The 19,079-nt window shown below is 37.8% G+C and carries 16 protein-coding genes; 14 read left to right on the forward strand and 2 right to left on the reverse strand.

Annotated elements, in window-relative coordinates; all coding sequences use genetic code 11:
- Nucleotides 1–4: 4 nt before the first annotated feature.
- From HY841_01725 to HY841_01745, 5 genes are read left to right on the forward strand one after another with little or no spacing between them, the layout of a single operon-like run.
- A complete protein-coding gene (locus HY841_01725) occupies nt 5–1,513 on the forward strand; it encodes a DUF2142 domain-containing protein (protein ID MBI4929451.1) in 1,509 nt (502 codons plus the stop codon).
- Nucleotides 1,514–1,549: 36 nt separating this feature from the next.
- Nucleotides 1,550–3,289 carry an amino acid permease gene (locus tag HY841_01730; GenBank protein ID MBI4929452.1) on the forward strand — a complete coding sequence of 580 codons (1,740 nt, stop codon included), beginning with the start codon at nt 1,550–1,552 and terminating at the stop codon, nt 3,287–3,289.
- A complete protein-coding gene (locus HY841_01735; protein MBI4929453.1) occupies nt 3,286–4,044 on the forward strand; it encodes an SDR family NAD(P)-dependent oxidoreductase in 759 nt (252 codons plus the stop codon). The genes HY841_01730 and HY841_01735 overlap by 4 nt, the downstream gene beginning before the upstream one ends.
- Nucleotides 4,044–5,753, forward strand: a complete 1,710-nt coding sequence (locus HY841_01740) for an amidohydrolase (GenBank protein MBI4929454.1) — start codon at nt 4,044–4,046, stop codon at nt 5,751–5,753. Before HY841_01735 ends, HY841_01740 begins: the two co-directional genes overlap by 1 nt.
- A 7-nt stretch (nt 5,754–5,760) precedes the next feature.
- Nucleotides 5,761–6,405 (forward strand): CAP domain-containing protein, encoded by a 645-nt coding sequence (locus tag HY841_01745; GenBank protein MBI4929455.1) that lies wholly within the window; start codon nt 5,761–5,763, stop codon nt 6,403–6,405.
- Here HY841_01745 and HY841_01750 read toward each other — a convergent pair.
- Both HY841_01750 and mqnB read right to left on the reverse strand, forming a co-directional pair.
- Entirely contained in the window at nt 6,398–8,179 is a 1,782-nt protein-coding gene (locus tag HY841_01750) for a tetratricopeptide repeat protein (protein ID MBI4929456.1), read from the reverse strand. The two genes, HY841_01745 and HY841_01750, sit on opposite strands and share 8 nt — an antisense overlap.
- Nucleotides 8,176–8,838: a futalosine hydrolase gene (gene mqnB / locus HY841_01755; GenBank protein ID MBI4929457.1), complete on the reverse strand. Its 663-nt coding sequence runs from the start codon at nt 8,836–8,838 to the stop codon at nt 8,176–8,178. The genes HY841_01750 and mqnB overlap by 4 nt, the downstream gene beginning before the upstream one ends.
- Before the next feature lie 92 nt (nt 8,839–8,930).
- Here mqnB and HY841_01760 point away from each other — a divergent pair, with 92 nt between their 5' ends.
- From HY841_01760 to HY841_01800, 9 genes are all read left to right on the forward strand, one after another.
- Nucleotides 8,931–9,344 (forward strand): 6-carboxytetrahydropterin synthase, encoded by a 414-nt coding sequence (locus tag HY841_01760; protein MBI4929458.1) that lies wholly within the window; start codon nt 8,931–8,933, stop codon nt 9,342–9,344.
- Between the two features lie 2 nt (nt 9,345–9,346).
- Nucleotides 9,347–9,949: a GTP cyclohydrolase I FolE gene (folE, locus tag HY841_01765; GenBank protein MBI4929459.1), complete on the forward strand. Its 603-nt coding sequence runs from the start codon at nt 9,347–9,349 to the stop codon at nt 9,947–9,949.
- A gap of 3 nt (nt 9,950–9,952) precedes the next feature.
- Nucleotides 9,953–11,665, forward strand: coding sequence for a hypothetical protein (locus HY841_01770; protein MBI4929460.1), 1,713 nt, complete (start codon nt 9,953–9,955; stop codon nt 11,663–11,665).
- Between the two features lie 113 nt (nt 11,666–11,778).
- The gene (locus HY841_01775; protein MBI4929461.1) at nt 11,779–13,077 is read left to right on the forward strand and encodes a caspase family protein; all 1,299 of its coding nucleotides are present in this window, start codon (nt 11,779–11,781) and stop codon (nt 13,075–13,077) included.
- Between the two features lie 125 nt (nt 13,078–13,202).
- Nucleotides 13,203–14,087 carry an ACP S-malonyltransferase gene (gene fabD, locus HY841_01780; protein ID MBI4929462.1) on the forward strand — a complete coding sequence of 295 codons (885 nt, stop codon included), beginning with the start codon at nt 13,203–13,205 and terminating at the stop codon, nt 14,085–14,087.
- Between the two features lie 9 nt (nt 14,088–14,096).
- Nucleotides 14,097–14,750 (forward strand): hypothetical protein, encoded by a 654-nt coding sequence (locus HY841_01785; protein ID MBI4929463.1) that lies wholly within the window; start codon nt 14,097–14,099, stop codon nt 14,748–14,750.
- Between the two features lie 44 nt (nt 14,751–14,794).
- Nucleotides 14,795–16,522: a hypothetical protein gene (locus HY841_01790; protein MBI4929464.1), complete on the forward strand. Its 1,728-nt coding sequence runs from the start codon at nt 14,795–14,797 to the stop codon at nt 16,520–16,522.
- A gap of 58 nt (nt 16,523–16,580) precedes the next feature.
- Nucleotides 16,581–17,795, forward strand: coding sequence for a DNA recombination protein RmuC (rmuC, locus tag HY841_01795; protein ID MBI4929465.1), 1,215 nt, complete (start codon nt 16,581–16,583; stop codon nt 17,793–17,795).
- On the forward strand, nt 17,796–19,079 hold the full coding sequence (locus HY841_01800; GenBank protein MBI4929466.1) for a GWxTD domain-containing protein: 1,284 nt from the start codon (nt 17,796–17,798) through the stop codon (nt 19,077–19,079). It begins immediately after the preceding gene.

A 19,079-nucleotide genomic window follows, 5' to 3' on the forward strand; every position in this document is an offset into this window, starting at 1 on the left:
TCTTATGCTTGGAATCCTTCTTGCAATTACCTACACAGTACTGTTTATTTTTCTTATCTGGAAAATAAACTTCTTCAGGGATGAATCTATTTCAAGAAAAATTATTGTTTTTGTTTTTCTTTTAAAAATAGTTGCCGGAACTATTTTATGGCTTGTGTATACACGCATTTATCCCGATCGATTAACTGCAGACATCTTTAAATATTTTGATGACGGCAAAGTAATGTATAATGCACTTTTTTCTAAGCCGCTGGACTATTTCAAAATGCTTTTGGGCATTCCTGATGCATCCTTGTTGCATTATTATAATGATGATATGGGTCACTGGACAAGACCATTTAACCAAGGGATGTATGACGAAAACAGAACGTTAATCCGCTTCAACGCACTGGTAGATATTTTTTCATTCAGCAACTACCACGTTCATACAGTTTTCATTTGTTTTTTATCGCTCACAGGGTTGATGGGAATTTACAAATCATTCTCTTCGTTTCTTTCAAATAAGAAAAAAGAATTATTCGCTGCTATTTTTCTTTTACCCTCCGTTCTCTTCTGGGGTTCTGGCGTATTGAAAGAAGGTTTGATTGTGTTCTTTTTAGGCATGGTCATTTACCATTATCAAAAATTCATTCAAGAAGGAGTTTCTGCCAAACGACTTTGTTTGGTATTTATTTTTTTGTTTTTATTATCTATTACTAAAATTTATATCCTGCTTGTTCTTCTCCCCGCTCTCATAGCGCATACATGGGTTGTAAAAACAAAAAATCGTTTTTCGGAAATAAAATATGCTGTCGTCCTGATTATTTATTTTTCCATTGGGCTAGTGATTCCAAAATATCATTTTCCTTTTATGCTGATGGAAAAGCAGCGGCAGGGAATTTATATGGCGCAAGGAGGCAGCTATCTGGGAAATCAGAAACTGAACAAATTTGTTTACATATATCCGAATATTGAAAAACGTATTATCCGCCTGAAAAATAATCCCGGATTCTGCAAAATAGTTCCGGGCATTGCATATACATCATGGAATTTAACAACTCATCTTGATTCAATGTATGTGCATAGTTCCTCTGACACTTCTACTTATTGGATTTTCTATGACCAGCCGGCCGCAGGGAGTTACATTAAAATTCCTCTTATAGAACCCACCATTCCAAGCATTATCAAAAACGCACCGCTTGCTTTCTTCAATACAGCATTTCGACCACATCTTCTTGAAGCAAAAAACCCGTTGATGATTTTTTCTGCCATAGAAAATATTTTTATTTTATTATTTATTTTCATTTGCATGTTATTCGTTTCTCGGAAAATTCAAAATAGGAACATGATTTATTTCTGTTTTAGCATAACCGTTTTACTTTTTGCATTAATCGGACTAACAACACCTATTCTGGGAGCCGTAGTCAGGTATAAAATTCCTGCACTTCCTTTCTTTCTAATTACTTTTCTCTTACTACTTGACAAAGAAAAACTCCTGCATAAGTTTCCTTTTCTGAAAAAATTTATCGGATAGGAAATTTTCTACATTTGCCTCTCTTATTTTTCCCAAATGAATTTCTCCGACTTATTCCGAAAAAAATCAATTTCAGGTATTCTTAAGCAGATTGAAGCAGGAGAATCAGATGCCGAACATGTTTCACTCGCAAAACATCTTGGTGTTCGTGATTTAACAGCTTTCGGAATTGCCGCCATAATTGGAGCAGGAATTTTTTCCACCATTGGCACTGCCAGCGCTGACGGGGGTCCAGGAGTAATTTTTCTTTTTGCCTTCACAGCGATTGCCTGCGGATTTGCCGGTTTCGCCTATGCTGAATTTGCTTCGATGGTTCCTGTTTCCGGAAGCGCTTACACTTATTCTTACGTTGCGTTCGGAGAACTCATCGCATGGGTTATCGGATGGGCGCTCATTATGGAATATGCTGTGGGAAATGTTACAGTTGCAGTTTCCTGGTCGGATTATTTTACAGGTCTTCTTGATTCCATTCATATCGGCTCCATACAAGGCTTTCATGTCCCGGAATGGGCAAGCATTGATTATGTTTCTGCTTCAAGTCATTTTCAATCTGCAACAGATTCTCTCGCAATAGGAAAAACAATTACTCAGTTGCCCACGAGCATGCAAACAGGATACAACGCATGGGTGAATTCTCCATCCATGGGTGGATTTCATCTGATTGCAGACCTTCCGGCAATCGCAATAATTATTTTCATCACATGGTTGGTTTATATCGGAATCAAAGAAACCCGCAATGCAAGCAATGCAATGGTGGTAATAAAACTTTGTGTAGTTCTACTTGTGATTTCCGTTGGAATATTTCATGTAGATACTGAAAATTGGAATCCATTTTTACCGAATGGTGTGGGGGGAGTTCTTAAAGGAGTATCCTCTGTATTTTTTGCATACATCGGCTTTGATGCGATTTCAACTACTGCCGAAGAATGTAAAAATCCAAGACGTGATTTGCCGAGAGGAATGATGTATGCCATAATTATTTGTACTATACTTTATATTTTAGTGGCGCTCGTTCTCACCGGAATGGTGAAGTACGACCAACTTGCTGTTGGAGATCCGCTTGCTTTTGTTTTCGGAAGATTGAACATGCATTGGTTTTCAGGAATCATTGCTGTAAGCGCAGTAATAGCGATGACGAGCGTGCTTCTCGTTTTTCAAATGGGTCAGCCGAGAATATGGATGAGCATGAGCCGCGATGGATTGTTGCCAAAAAAATTCGCAAAGATTCACAGGAAATATAAAACTCCCTCTTTTGCTACAGTCGTAACTGGATTTGTGGTTGCTATTCCTACTTTATTTATTCCGAGTGAAGAAGTATTGAACCTTTGCTCGATGGGAACTTTGTTTGCGTTTGTGCTTGTATGTGCAGGCGTCCTGAAACTCCGGAATAACCCTGAAGCACCAAAGGGAAAATTCAAAACTCCATACCTGAACGCAAAATTCATCATGCCTGCTCTATCCGTTCTCTCCGGAGTTTTGGTTTTTATTTACGCGAAGAATTGGATGGATAATTTTCTTTCCTTCGGTGATTGGGGTTCTTTCAAAGATAAAATCCCTATGTGGTTATTTTTAATTCTTGCTTTAATAATGTCGGTTTTATCTTTTACGAAGAATCTTTCACTCATTCCTGTTCTCGGATTGATTTTCTGTTTCTACATGATGGCACAAATTCCGCTTTCAAGCTGGTTCGGATTTATGATTTGGTTGATAATTGGATTGGTAATTTATTTTTCATTTGGAATCAGGAATAGCAAATTAAATAAAACAGCAGCATGATTACACTCATCACAGGAGCAACATCGGGTATCGGCAAAGCATCTGCAGAAATTTTCGCGAAGAACGGCTATGACTTAATTATTACAGGCAGAAGAAAAGACCGATTGGAAAAACTTTCCGATGAGTTCAAGAAAAAATTCAAAGTAAAAGTTCTTGCGCTTAATTTTGATGTCCGGTATCTGAAAGAAGTTCAGAAAAATCTTTCATTGCTTCCTAAAGAGTGGAAAAAAATTGATGTACTCATCAACAACGCTGGACTTGCTTCAGGTCTTGGACTGATTCAAGAAGGAGATATTGAAGATTGGGAAAAAATGATTGACACAAATGTGAAAGGACTTTTATATGTAACGCGCCACATCGCACCGCTAATGATTGAAAACGAAAAAGGACATATAATAAATGTAGCATCACTCGCGGGCAAACAGGCATACCCGAAAGGAAATGTTTACTGTGCCACTAAGTTTGCCGTGGATGCGCTCAGCCAGAGTATGCGCATTGATATGCTCGAACATGGAATCCGCGTGACGAACATTGCTCCTGGTTTAGTGGAGACAGAATTTTCACTTGTGAGATTTAAAGGAGATGCTGACCGCGCAAAAAAAACTTATGAAAAAATAAATCCGCTAACTGCCGAAGACATCGCTGAAATAATTTTCTGGACTGCTTCTCGCCCTGCTCATGTAAACATTAATGATGTGGTGATTACTCCAACCGCACAGGCAAATGCTTATATTGTAAACAGAAATAATTCCTGATGAAAATAATTGTATTCCTTGTTTCATTTGCCACATTTCTTTTTTCCTGTTCATCTCCTCAAAAAGAAAAAGTTGACTTGATTGTACACAATGCGATTATTTACACCGTTGATTCATCTTTTTCAACTTCCGAATGCTTCGCGGTGAAGGATGGAAAAATTATTGCAGTAGGAACAAATGATTCCATCCTTGCTAAATACGATGGAGAAAAAATAGACGCGCAAGGCAAAGCGGTTTTTCCAGGACTCATTGATGCACACTGTCATTTTTATAGTTATGGAAAAGGGCTGAATCAGGCAGATCTTGTAGGAACAAAATCTTTTGATGAAGTTATTCAGCGTGTTATAGATTTTTCAAAAACCAAAAAAAGAGAATGGATTTTAGGCAGAGGTTGGGATCAGAATGACTGGGAAGTAAAAGAATTTCCCACAAAAGATAAACTCGATTCCCTTTTTCCGAATACTCCTGTTTTTCTAAAACGCATTGACGGTCATGCAGTGCTGGTAAACTCCGAAGCCATGCGCAGAGCAGGAATCACCAACAATACAAAAATTGATGGTGGAAGCATTGAGCATTACAAAAGCGGGTTTGCTAAAAAAGGAGAACTTGAATCAACCGATAATCTTACCGGAGTTTTAATTGACAATGCCGTTGATTTGGTTGCTAATAAAATTCCTACAGAAAGCAAACCTGAAGCAAGAGACGCATTACTTGCTGCTCAGAAAAATTGTTTTGCAGTTGGATTGACAACCGTTGATGATGCTGGTCTTGAAAAACAAATTGTGGATTTGATGGATGAAATGCAAAAAAAAGGCGAACTGAAAATGCGTGTGTACGCTATGCTCACCGACAATAAAGAAAATCTGAATTACTATTTGGATCATGGAATTTATAAAACAGAAAAATTAAACGTACGCTCATTTAAATTTTATGCCGATGGCGCACTTGGTTCTCGTGGCGCTTGCTTGTTGGAAGATTATTCTGATAAAAAAAGTTGGCGGGGATTTTTATTAAGCAAACCGGAATATTTTAAAGAGATGGCACAGACAATGCTTGATAAAGGTTTTCAGATGAATACACATTGTATAGGCGACTCTGCAGATAGATTATTAATTAATACGTATGGGAAATATTGTTTTCAGTTTAAATATTCCCTCCTTAATATGAGATGGAGAATTGAGCATTTTCAAGTCACGGCAGCAAATGATATAAAATTGCTTTCACAAATAAATTCACTTGCAAAGCAAGATTACCGTCTTATCCCTTCTATCCAACCTACCCACGCAACTTCCGATATGTACTGGGCAAAAGACAGATTGGGAGAAGAACGTGTGAAATACGCTTATGCTTATAAAGATTTATTGAAAGCAGCCGGAATGATTGCGCTTGGAACAGATTTCCCTGTGGAGAATATTAATCCCATGTACACATTTTATGCTGCGGTTGCGAGAAAAGATTTGAAAGGATTTCCCGAAGGAGGTTTCCAAATGGAAAATGCGCTGACAAGAGAAGAAACTATGAAAGGTATGACCATTTGGGCGGCTTATGCGAACTTCGAAGAAAAGGAAAAGGGAAGCCTTGAGCCCGGCAAGTTTGCCGATTTTGTAATATTAGACAAAGACATTATGAAAATAAATATTGATGAAGTGCCAAATGTGAAAGTTTTGGCAACATATTTGAACGGAGAAAAAGTATATTCAATAAAATAACATATCTATGAAAAAAATATTTCCCCTTTTGTCAGCAACAATATTACTCTTCTCATTTGGAAAACCATGCGAAGATTATCCATTTTCAAAATGGGATGCAGCCACACTTGAAAAAGCAAACACAGCAAAAGATGAAATAAATTATACGGCTGAAGAAAAGAAAGTGATTTACTATATGAATCTCGTACGCATGAAACCTGAACTTTTCTGCAAAACCTATTTTCAGAAATACATGGATTCCACCAAAACAAAATTCACTTCATTCGCAAGTTCGCTAAAGAATGATTTGCAGGTAAAATACAAGCCCATGGATGTTCTCACTGTAAAACAGGATTTGACTGAAGAAGCAGTTGACCATGCAAAGGATACTGGCAAAAAAGGAAATCTCGGGCATTTTACTTCGGATGGAAAAAGTTATGATTTCCGAATGAAAAAATTTAAAGAAACTTATTCTTCCACTGCTGAAAATTGCGATTACGGATTTGACAAGGCGCTTTCAATCGTTATGCATTTGCTGATTGACGAAGGACAGGGAACTGTTGAACATCGAAAAACCATAATGGATAAAAACCTGCAGTACGCAGGAGTTTCCATTCAGCCGCACAAAAAAGAAAAATGGACTTGTGTGATTGAGTTTGCGAATACTAAATAGAATTTTGTTCCACAAAATACATTTCAATTTCGCCTTTGTTCTTAGCAGGAATTTTTCCTCTGAATTGACAACTGAATTTATTTTTGATTAACTCTTGAGTTGTTCCTGAGATATTAATCTTTCCAGCTTTGCCTGATGATTCCATTCTACTCGCTGTATTAACTGTATCTCCCCAAATGTCGTAAGCGAATTTTTTATCTCCAACTACTCCAGCTGTAACAGAACCTGTATGAATTCCTATTCTAAGGCTCCATTTATTACTTTGTCCTTTCATCCAATTTTGTATTTCCATCGCTGCTTTCACAACATCCATCGCATTCGTTGTGTTTGCTGTCGGCAATCCACCCACACACATATACGCATCTCCGATGGTTTTTATTTTTTCTATTGGGTATTTGGAAATTACTTCATCAAACTTCTTAAAAAGAAAATCTAACTCGCTCACCAATTCTTCTGCAGAAAGTTTTTCGGAAATGTCAGTGAAATTTTTAAAATCAGTGAACATTACTGTTACATTTTCATAATGTTTTGCCGTTGCTTTGCCGTGTTGTTTCAATTCTCTCGCTGTTTCAGCAGGAAGAATGTTCAACAGAAGTTTTTCAGATTTTCTTCTTTCACGAAAAATAAATACTGAAAGAATCAAAGCAACTAATAATCCTGCTGCCACTGACCAGATTATTATTTTCTGGCGATTCATTTGTGCGTCCTGAAGTTCTTTATCCTTATTTAATAAAGCAATCTGCTGTTCTTTTTTCTCCGTTTCATATTTGGTTTGCATTTCGGTGATTTGTTTAGAGGATTCCTGATTCAACAATGTATCCTTCATTTCAGAATAGAATTTATGATATTCATATGCTTTCTTCCAGCTGCCCACATCTTGACCAAAAGCTTTCTGAGCCTTTAAAGAATAAATGTCCGCCAGTAATTTTGCTGCTCTTGCAATAAACTCAGGATAATTATTTTCCTGTGCAATTTTTAGCGCTTCTTCAGAATATTCAATTGCTTTTTTTTCATCGCCAAGCTTATGGTATACCGCTCCGATATTGTTAAGCGAATTCCCAACTCCAAACATATTTCTAATCTCTTTTTGCAGTTCCAACCCTTTGTGATAATACTGCAGGGCATCCAGTAAATTATTTTTGATGTAATAGCAAAACCCAATATTATTTAATGCAGTCGAAATACCTTCTATATGTTTTGCACTCTCCCATGCATCAAGACTTTGCATAAAATACACGAGTGCTTTATCAAGGTTTCCCATGATTTTATATTCAACCCCGATATTATTCAAGGAATATCCAATATCTTTTTTATCACCAAGCTTCATTCTGATTGTCAGACTCTTTTCATACGACTCAAGCGCTTTATCTCTTCGACCGGTTGCATCATAAATAAATCCCAGTTCATTCAGTGCGGTTGCAATTCCTTTTTTATCATCTAACTCCTCCCAGATTTTCATACTCTTTAAGTAATATTCCAACGCTTCATCCATTTTCCCAAAATTGGCATAGACGTATCCCAAATTATTCAGCGAACTTGCAACTCCTCTTTTGTCATAAAGTTTTTCCGAAAGCCGCAATGCTTCTTCAGAATATTTAAGCATATTCTTTTCATCACAATTCTCAAATAGCTGCAATAAAATACTGATTTTACCAGTATCTTCATTCGAATTTCCAAGAGCAGTTAAAAGCGAGTCTTCGATTGATTTTTGTGAAAAGCAGATAGAAAGAAAAGAAGAAAGTTGAAAACAGAGCAAAAAAAATCCGGACTTCATTGAATATCGCTTAATATTTTCTCAAGAGCAGCTGAAAGGTTAGAAACAGCAAGTTTAATATTCCAGTTTTTCTTGTTTCTTCTCACAACATAATTTGAAATGGCTCGAATCTGAACGCAGGAAATTTTTTCATGATTGCAAGCAAGAAAAAAAGCAGCACCTTCCATGCTTTCAATATCAGGATTGAATTTTTTGATAACCTTTTTTATGCTGACAGAATTTCCATGAGCCGTGTTGACTGTAATTCCTTTTACTTTTGGAAGAACAGATAAAACTCTTCTTATCTTATCGCTTCTGACTTCTGACTTCTGACTTCTGACTTCCGGCATTCCCATTTCCTTCAGTGCCAAAAACTTTTCGCCATCCTCCGCACCCAAATCTGCAAAACAATCACTTGTTACGTTCACAACGGTTCCTAGTGGAATATTTTTTTTAAAACTTCCTGCAATCCCAGCGTTAATTGCCAAGTCATATTTTTTATTCAGAATTTTTCCTAAATGAAATGCCGTTGCGGTCATTCCAACTCCTGTAATCAAAACGTCAATGGATTGTTCCCCGAACCGAAAAGATGAAATATTTTCTTTAGCAGAAATTTTTCTGAACTTTTTCAGCAGAGGAGTAATCTCAAATTTGGTTGCAGAAACAAGCAGGATTTTCATTTGTCAAATATACTGATGTATTTTATCTGTCTGAACTCATTCTATCAGTATGAATCTGTACTTTTCTATATTTGCAGTTCTAAAAAATCAAGATGGTATTTATCACTCGCAGGGAGCAGTTTTCAGCAGCGCATAAATTGTTTCGCGAGGATTGGTCTGCTGAGAAAAACGTTGAAGTGTTCGGCAAATGCGCTAATCCAAACTGGCATGGACACAACTACCAATTATTTGTAACAGTGAAGGGAAAACAAAATACGGATACAAGTTTTGTAACGAATTTATCTGGCGTGAGCAATGTTATACGTGAAAAAGTGATTTCAAAGCTTGATCACAAAAATGTGAATATTGATGTGGATTTCATGAAAGGAAAACTTGCCAGCACTGAAAATCTAGCTGTGGAAATCTGGAAACAGATTGAATCACCCATAAAAAAACTTGGCTGCGAACTTTACTGTGTAAAAATCCAAGAAACGGAAAATAATTATGTAGAATATTTTGGAGAATAATTATGAGCAATTACAAAAAAGTGGATGAGTATAATGCTGAAAATACCGAAAAACTTTCGGATTATTACAGACAGATATTAATACTTGCGGGAGAAGATATAAAACGCGAAGGCATTTTGAAAACTCCGGAGCGCGCTGCAAAATCCATCCAATTTCTTACGCATGGCAATTGTCTCAACCCCGCTGAAATTCTCAGCTCGGCTTTATTCAAAGATGATTACAAACAAATGGTTCTTGTAAAGGATATTGAAATTTATTCTTTATGCGAACATCATCTGCTTCCATTTTTCGGGAAAGCGCACATTGCATACATTCCAAATGGGAAAATAGTTGGACTCAGCAAAATTCCGCGCGTGGTGGATGCATTCGCAAGAAGATTGCAGGTGCAGGAGCGATTGACTACACAAATCCGAGACTGCATACAGGAAACACTGAATCCGCTTGGCGTTGCGGTGGTAATTGAAGCAAAACATTTGTGCATGCTCATGCGCGGAGTGCAGAAACAAAATTCAGTTGCAACAACTTCGGCATTTACGGGAGCATTTCTGAACAATGAAAAAACAAGAGAAGAGTTTGTTCATTTGATTTCAGGAAAATTACATTGAAAAATGAAAAATATTTTTCATTACTTCATTTCTTTTTTCACTTTCCACTTTCTGTTCTCTACTTGTTACTCTCAGGATTACCTTGGCATTGCCAACAGCGCCTTTGCTGGAGTAAATGGAATTGATGTAAACCCTGCAAGCATTGTAAACAATCCCCGCAAATGGGATGTAACCATTATTGGATTAAATGTAGCCGTGGCAAATAATTATGTCGGGCTGAACTCAAAAGGGAGCAAGCATCTTAAATCCATGAATCCTGATCCTTTTGATCAGGCAAATTTTCTCACCTTGGGTTCAAATGGAAAAACTGTTTCAGTTTTTGCCGGAGTTAATATTACACTTCCCTCATTTATGTTTACCCGCCCGAAACACAAGGACGCATTTGCTTTCACCTGCAAGAGCAGGATTTACGCAGAGTTGGATGGCATTGATCCGACACTTGCTGATATTATGATTAACGGACAAAATGATAGCGCGCTTTTCAACCAGGATTTATCTGCATTAAGAATCAGCGCACAGGCAATGGTGTGGAACGAATACGGAATCACATACGGAAAAACTGTTATGCAAACAAACAACGAACGGTTGAATGTGGCAGGACGACTGAAATATCTTCAGGGAATTGCCGCCATGTATCTTTTTGTGAAGGATATAAAATATAATTTTTATACTAAAGACAGTATTGGTGTTGAAAGTTCACTTATTCATTACGGTCATTCCGATAATCTTGAATTCAATAAGGAATCTGCAAAATTTAAAGCCGGTGGAAAACCATCTTTTGGTCTTGACCTTGGCGCTACCTATGAATTTCACCCGCTGACGGATGTTCACTCCCGTACAAAATCACAATCCAAAACAACTCCGCTTCAGCATGAATACAAATACAAAATCGGTTTGTCTGTTCAGGATTTGGGCTGGATAAAATATTTGAAGCCCGCAGATGCGCGAGATTTCAAAGCGGAAGTACAAGGAAATGTTGATTTTAACACACTGCAAAGTTCCGGAACAAATCCGCTTGCTTCGGCAGATGATTCGCTGAAATTTAAATTCAAGATGGTTCCGGATGATGATAAATTCAGGATGAACCTTCCTACGCTTATCAGCGCACAAGGCGACTATTACGCAGGAAAAAATATTTATGTGAATTCAACTTTCAATTATGCTTTTCAGTTTAAGAATAATGAAGATAAAATTCATGAAGTAACCACTTTCAGCATCACTCCGCGCTGGGACTGGAAATGGCTGGGTGCGTATGTTCCTTTTTCATACAACAAATATTCACATGTGCGCGCTGGAGCATCTCTTCGCATTGGTCCGCTGATTTTCGGAACAGCCGATCTGCTTCCTCTTCTTTCCAAACGCGATATAAAAGGCATTGATTTTCATTTCATGCTTAAGGTTCCGCATATTCATTTCGGAAAGAAAGATAAAAAACCAAGAAGCAAGAGCAAGTTTGACGTGAACAGAAAAAAAGATAAGAAACCGAAAAAGCAAAAACAGGGCAAGACAGACATGCCGAAAAAAGATACTACTGCTACGAAACATAAACAACCCAAGCCTGAAAAGAAAAAGAAAAAAGAACATGACATCAAGACCGTAAAACAGAAAAAGAAAACAAAAAAACATATCTTCCCCAGAGTTCACATTTTCAAAAAGAAAAACAAACACACCGCAAATCCGGAAGACCGCGACCACATTATTTATTTTAAATTGTAAAACACCAATAGATTTTTTTCAAAAACTGTACCTTTATAGCTGTATTATTCGTTTCCTTATTGTTTGTATCTTTAGCATGAAATTTGTTTAGGGTGTTTCAAATTCACAACGTCATGAAAAAAAAATTCTTATCCGCTTTGCTCTTTCTTACTTCGCTCTGTGCTTTCTCTCAAAAATCCAATTTTGTTTTCTTTTCAGAAAACGGAGAGCCATTTTCCCTGATGTTAAATGGAATCACTTATAATAGTTCTCCTCAATCCAATGTAAAAGCAGAGCGCCTTGCATCCGGAATTTACTCTGCGAAAATTACTTTCTCCGACCCTTCGCTGGGGAATATAATAGAACAATTATCTCTTGACGGAGGTGTTGAAGTAACTTTTATGATATCGCTGGCAAAAAAAACTGGCGTTGAAAAAGAAGTTCAGAAATTCGGCAAAGGATTTTTTTCCACCAAGCCCGACTCTGTTGTAGAAAAAGAAAAAGAAAAAATTGATAATACTGTTGGAAAATATGTGCTCGTGTTTCTTTCAAAAACAAAAATTTCAGAATCAGAATCAACTTCTTCCAATACAGCCAATACCTCCAGAACTCAAACCAATGCCGATGCGATGCCTGAACAGGGGCAATACCGCGGTAGCGGTGACCCTTTAAAAGGATTGAATGTTACCAAGTCAAAAGACATGCTCATAGGAAATTATTATGCCGTTATTATTGGAATTGATAAGTACAAAGGCAAATGGTTGCCTTTGCAAAATGCAGTGAATGACGCCAAGACAATTGAAACAACACTCAAATCAAAATACAAGTTTGACAGTTTCCACACGCTATATAATGAACAGGCAACCCGAAAAGCAATCATTGCTGAACTGGAGTGGCTGGTGAAAAATGTAGAAGAAGAAGATAATGTATTGATTTATTATTCCGGACACGGAGAATATAAAAAGGAATTGAACAAAGGATTCTGGGTTCCTGCTGATGCTCTTTCAAGTACAACAGCTGATTATATTTCCAATAATGATATTCAAACTTATCTCAGCGGCATTAAATCAAAACACACATTGCTGGTTGCCGATGCCTGCTTCAGCGGAGATTTGTTCAGAGGAAATACCGTATCGGTTCCTTTCGAAAATTCTGAAAAATATTACAAGGAAGTTCACGGACTGGCTTCCCGACAGGCATTTACTTCGGGCGGTATCGAACCGGTGATGGATGGAGGAAAAAACGGACATTCTGTTTTTGCATATTATTTTTTAAAGTCATTAAGTGAAAATGAAAGTAAATATTTTGATGCGAGCCAGTTATATGATAAAATAAAAATTCCTGTTGTAAATAATTCTGAGCAAACACCCAAGCTTTCCCCTCTCAAAGATACAGGCGATGAAGGCGGGCAGTTTATTTTTATTAAGAAATAAAAAAGACCAATCCCTTTTTACAAAAGAAGTTATCGACACAATCCTTTGTTGATATTTCCATTTTTCATTTTCTTTTTCATTTGGTTCTCGTTCGTACATTCGTGAAAATTCTTAATTCGTAGTTTATGAAAGCATATATTTTCCCAGGACAAGGCTCACAGTTTTCAGGAATGGGCAAAGACCTTTTTGAAAGCTCAGTTATTGCCAGAGAACTTTTTGAAAAAGCAAATACTCTTCTTGGTTTCCACATAACCGGAACTATGTTTGGCGGAACCGATGAAGAACTCAAGCAAACACAAATCACACAGCCCGCAATTTTTCTGCACTCTGTAATTCTTGCAAAAACTCTGGATGGAAATTTAAAACCCGATGCTGTGGCAGGACATTCGCTCGGAGAATTTTCTGCTTTGGTTTCAGCAAACGCAATGACATTTGAAGACGGACTTTCTCTTGTTTACAAACGCGCAATAGCGATGCAAAAAGCCTGCGAAGCAAATCCTTCCACCATGGCGGCAATTTTAAATCTTGACGATAAAATTGTAGAGAATATTTGTGCGGAGATTTCAAACTCAGGCGAAGTGGTGGTTGCGGCAAACTATAATTGTCCCGGGCAATTGGTTATTTCTGGTTCCATCAAAGGCGTGAACATTGCCTGCGAAAAATTAAAAGCAGCGGGAGCAAAGCGTGCATTGCTGCTGCCCGTGGGCGGTGCTTTTCATTCTCCGTTGATGGAGTCCGCAAAAAAAGAGTTGGAAGCCGCCATCAACGCTACAAATTTTTCTACACCTATTTGTCCTGTTTATCAGAATGTGAATGCAAGTCCTGTCACTGACCCATCTGAAATAAAAAAGAATTTAATCGCGCAACTCACATCTCCCGTTCGCTGGACACAAACCATTCAGCGCATGACAGCCGATGGAATAAATTCTTACGTGGAAGTGGGTCCGGGAAAAGTTTTGCAGGGATTAGTTAAGAAAGTGAATAAAGACGCAGAAGCAATTTCGGCATAAAATCATTTAATGAAAAAGCGCATCCTAATTCTTCTTGGTTCTTGGTTTTTGGTGCTTGGTTCTGCTCAAGCACAGTTCTTCCAAGGTATTGGCATCACGGGCGGTGTAACGCTGGCAAAACAAAAATGGTTTCTTACCAACTCGATTGATGGAATTGATATTGTTAAAAAGAAAAATATTTTTGGCTTCAACGGTTCAGTAAGAGCGGAGTTTATTGATAATGATGTGATGCGATGGGTAACTGAATTTCAATTCAACCAAAAAGGATGTAAAGACAAAACTGACGCTGCCACTTTCAGAAACCGGCTGAATTATATCTGCTGGAATAATTTTTTGAAATTCCAATACGAAACATTTGATGGTTTTCCTTATATGTTGCTTGGACCAAGAGTTGAATACACGCTCACGCAGGCAACAAATTCCCCCGCCATCACTGGCGCATTTAATAAATTAAATTTCAGCTGGGGAATTGCTGCAGGTTTTGAAAAAATTGTTTACAGTTATTTCAAGCCCTTCATTGAAGTGCATTTCAATCCTGACACTCCTTTTTATTACGCATACAACGAAGAAACATTCAGAATTCGCAACCGCGCATGGGAATTGCGCATTGGTTTGATTTACCGCCCGGGCGGACATGATTCTTGCCCAGCTGTTATCTATTAACTTCTTCAAACAATATTTTCCGCCAATCATCGTATCTTTATTTCATGAAACGGATTTTGTTGGTTTTCTTTTTCTTTCCGCATATTCTTTTTTCTCAAAAGCTTCTTACGCTTGAAATAAAAGGAAATGCTGAAACTGAAATCATTTCAAAACTTCCCTGTAAAAAATCTTTCGCCACAAAACAAGAGCGCGATAAGGAAATTCAGAATATGCTTTTTTCCCTTTATGATAACGCATATCTCACCGCCTCTATTGACAGCGCAATAACAGATTCTCTTAAAGAAATTGTATTCATTAAAGCTGGCAAAGAGTATAAATGGGCAAACCTCAGAAAAGGAAATGCGGAGGAGGGAATACTGAGCGAAGTTGGCTACCGCGAAAAGTTGTATAAAGACAAACCTTTCTCCTACAAAGAAACCAGAAAAGTTCAAGAAATAATTCTTTCTTATTGCGAGAATAACGGCTATCCTTTTGCTTCTATAAAATTAGACAGCATTATTATTACAGGAACTTCCCTTTCTGCATCGCTCAATCTTCAGAAAAATAATCTCATTAAAATTGACAGCGTAGTGAATCACGGCAAAGGGAAAATTTCTCCTGTATATCTGCAGAGTTATCTTTCCATAAGGAACGGAGATTTATATAACGAAGCGCTGGTGAAAAAAATCGGCACACGAATAAAAGAACTTCCGTTTGTGAAAGAAAGCATTCCGTATAGAGTTTTATTCACAGGTGAGAACGCTAAAGTGGAATTATTCCTCGAAAAAAAACGCGCGAGCCAGTTTGACGGCATCGTGGGTCTGCTGCCCGATAACAAAACAGGTAAAATTCTTTTCACTGGAGACGTTCGCCTAAAACTAAACAACTCTTTCAACAGAGGTGAACTGCTGGAACTCAACTGGAGGCGACTGCAGGCAAGCACGCAGGACCTGAAAACGCGTTTCATCTTTCCTTTTCTTTTCAAAACTCCTTTCGGAATTGATGCCAGTTTTAAACTCTATAAAAAAGATTCAACTTACTTAGAAGTGAATCCGAATATCGGAATACAGTATCATCTTTCAGGCGGAAATTATTTCAAAGCGTTCGTCAACCGAAAACAAATGACGCTGATAAACACGAAAGGTTTGAATTTTACTACGCTTCCTCCTTATGCTGACATCACTTCTTCGCTCTATGGCATTTCTCTCAAATCAGAAAAACTGGATTACCGTTTGAATCCAAGAAAAGGTTATTCAGTAGTTGGAACGGTTGGTGCGGGAAATAAAATCATTAAGAAGAATGACAAATTAGACGCGAACATTTACAACGGAATAAAACTGAATTCCGCTCAGTATAATGCGGAACTGGAAGCGGAAATTTTTCTGCCGGTAAAAAACCGAAGCACATTAAAGTTTGGAAATAAATCTTCTTACCTGTATAATGAAAGCCTTTTTAAGAACGAACTTTCCCGAATCGGAGGCTTAAAATCGCTGAGAGGATTTGATGAGGAATCCATTTTTGCATCTGCTTATTCCGTCTTCACGCTGGAATTCCGTTTTCTTTTTGAAGAAAATTCTTACCTGTTTTTCTTTGGCGATGGCGCTTATTATGAAAACAAAAGCATCTCGTTCACAGGAGACCGCTATGACATTCCTTATGGCTTTGGCACAGGCATCAGTTTTGAAACCAAAGCAGGAATTTTTTCTATCAACTATGCACTCGGAAAACAGTTCGACAATCCAATTGATCTGAAGGCGGGCAAAGTGCATTTCGGGATAGTGAATTATTTCTGAAAGAACAATCTTCAGGGATTTAGGGCAACTATCTTATATTTGCTACTCAATTTTAAGAATGGAAATAGTATTGCTCATAATAGGATTGGCGATTGGCACTCTTATCGGATGGCTGTTGGCAAAGTTCAACCAAGCTCCTAATTCATCAAATGACAAAGTAGTTGATTTGACGCGCGAACTTGCGACTCAAACTGCCAACAACAAAGGGCTGGAAGAAAAACTGAATAGCCAGAAAGAAGAATTCTCCGCGCTTCAAAAAACTTTTACCAATGAATTTGAAAACCTTGCCAATAAAATCTTTGAAGATAAAAGCAAAAAATTTACAGAGCAGAACAAAACGAATCTTGAAAATATTTTAAATCCGCTGAAGGAAAATATTACCAAGTTCGAAAAGAAAGTGGACGATACATATAAAGCAGAAGCATCGGAACGAAATTCCCTGAAAGGAGAAATTAAATCGCTCGTTACACTGAACAAACAAATCAGCGAGGAGGCGAATAATCTTGCTAAGGCGCTGAAAGGCGATAGCAAGAAACAAGGCAACTGGGGAGAAATTATTCTTGAAAAAGTGCTGGAACGTTCAGGACTTCAGAAAGGAGTTGAATATGAAATGCAAGTGAGCCTGACTGCTGATGACGGCAAGCGCGTTCAGCCCGATGTGATTATTCACTTGCCTGACAAAAAACATATCGTTGTTGATTCAAAAGTTTCGTTGGTTGCGTATGAATTATTTGTCAATGCGCAAACAGATGAAGAGCGCGAAAAAAATTTACAGGCGCACATCACTTCCGTAAAAAATCATATTAAAGGATTAAGTGAAAAAAATTATCAGGCACTCGGACAGTTGAATACTCCTGATTTTGTTTTGCTCTTCATGCCGATTGAATCTTCTTTCAGTTTAGCTGTGCAGGCGGATAATGAGATATTCAATTTTGCCTGGGAAAGAAAAATTGTCATTGTAAGCCCATCTACTCTTCTTGCTACAATGAGAACCATTGCATCCCTTTGGAAACAGGAAAGGCAAACACGCAACGCGATTGAAATTGCGCGCCAGAGCGGGGAACTTTATGATAAGTTTGTTGGTTTTCTTGGCGACTTGATCGAAGTCGGGAAAAAAATGGACGCAACAAAAAAGACGTACGAAGAAGCGATGAATAAATTTTCCGGAGGAAGAGGAAATTTAATCCGAAGAGCGGAAACCATCAAAGAACTCGGAGCGAAAACAACCAAAGATATTCCACAATCACTTCTTGAAAGAGCAAACGAAGAATAAATGAAATATTTTTTAAACTTTTCATTTTTAATTTTAAATCTGTATTTGTTATCCCTTTATAACTCCTGCTCCACTTCTTCCCACTCCACAAGCAATCAGAATATTTCCAACATTTATAAAACAGCGCAGAATAATCTTCATCCGAAATATGTGGTGTATCACAGAACAAACACGCTGTCTGAACTTCATTTTAAAATAAATTCGAAAGAGCTTTTATACAGCAAGCAGGCAGGCAATGAAAATTTTTCTGCACGCATCAGCATCCAATACCGGCTGATTTCCTCCTATGAAACAAAAGACATTATTGACAGCGCAACTATTTCACTCACTGATTCCTATTCTTCCGCTCCAAAAGACATCATGGGAAAAATTGATTTCAACGCAACATTTACAAACAGTTATTTACTCCAAATTGATTTTACAGACCTTAATAGAAACGTTACTTCAAAATCTTTTATCAGTATTGACAAACTGGATCACGCAACACGGCAAAACTTCATTGTCCTTTCTGCCGAAAATAAAACTCCTGTTTTCAGAGACAACATAGGGAAAGATGAAAGATTGATTATCCAGTACAGAAACCCCGACACAAAACTTTATGTGCGGTATTATAACAGGGAATTTCCATTGCCTTCTCCTCCTTTCTCTACCAGCAACATGACCCCTTTTGAATACCGTGCTGACAGTTTGTTCTCGCTTCAGCCAGATGAAAAAGATTCTGCAGGATTTGTTTTCACGCGTCCGGGATTTTATCACATACAGGCGGATACCAATACAAAAGACGGGATCACGCTTTTTAGATTTGACTATGATTTTCCGAACGTAACAAAACCTGAACAACTTTTCACTCCTCTTCGGTATCTAACTACTAAACAGGAATACGATGCGATGGCTTCATACAAAAATCTTAAAACAGCTGTGGATAGTTTTTGGGTATACGCGGGAGGAAGCACTGAACGCGCACGCGAACTCGTGAAAAAATTTTATAACCGCGTTCAGGATGCAAACAATTATTTTTCCTCCTATGTGGAAGGCTGGAAAACAGACCGGGGGCTTATTTATCTTATATATGGCCCGCCAAATATTGTATATAAATCTTCAGATGCGGAAAACTGGGTTTACGGAGAAGAGAATAATTTCAACTCTCTCACCTTTTCGTTTCTGAAAGTCATCAATCCATTTTCCGACAACGATTACCGCCTTGATCGGTCGCAGGTTTTTAAAACAAGCTGGTTTAATTCTGTGGAAATGTGGAGGCAGGGAAGAGTTTATTCTGAAAAATAA

Source organism: Bacteroidota bacterium (assembly GCA_016213405.1).
GTDB lineage: Bacteria > Bacteroidota > Bacteroidia > Palsa-948 > Palsa-948 > Palsa-948.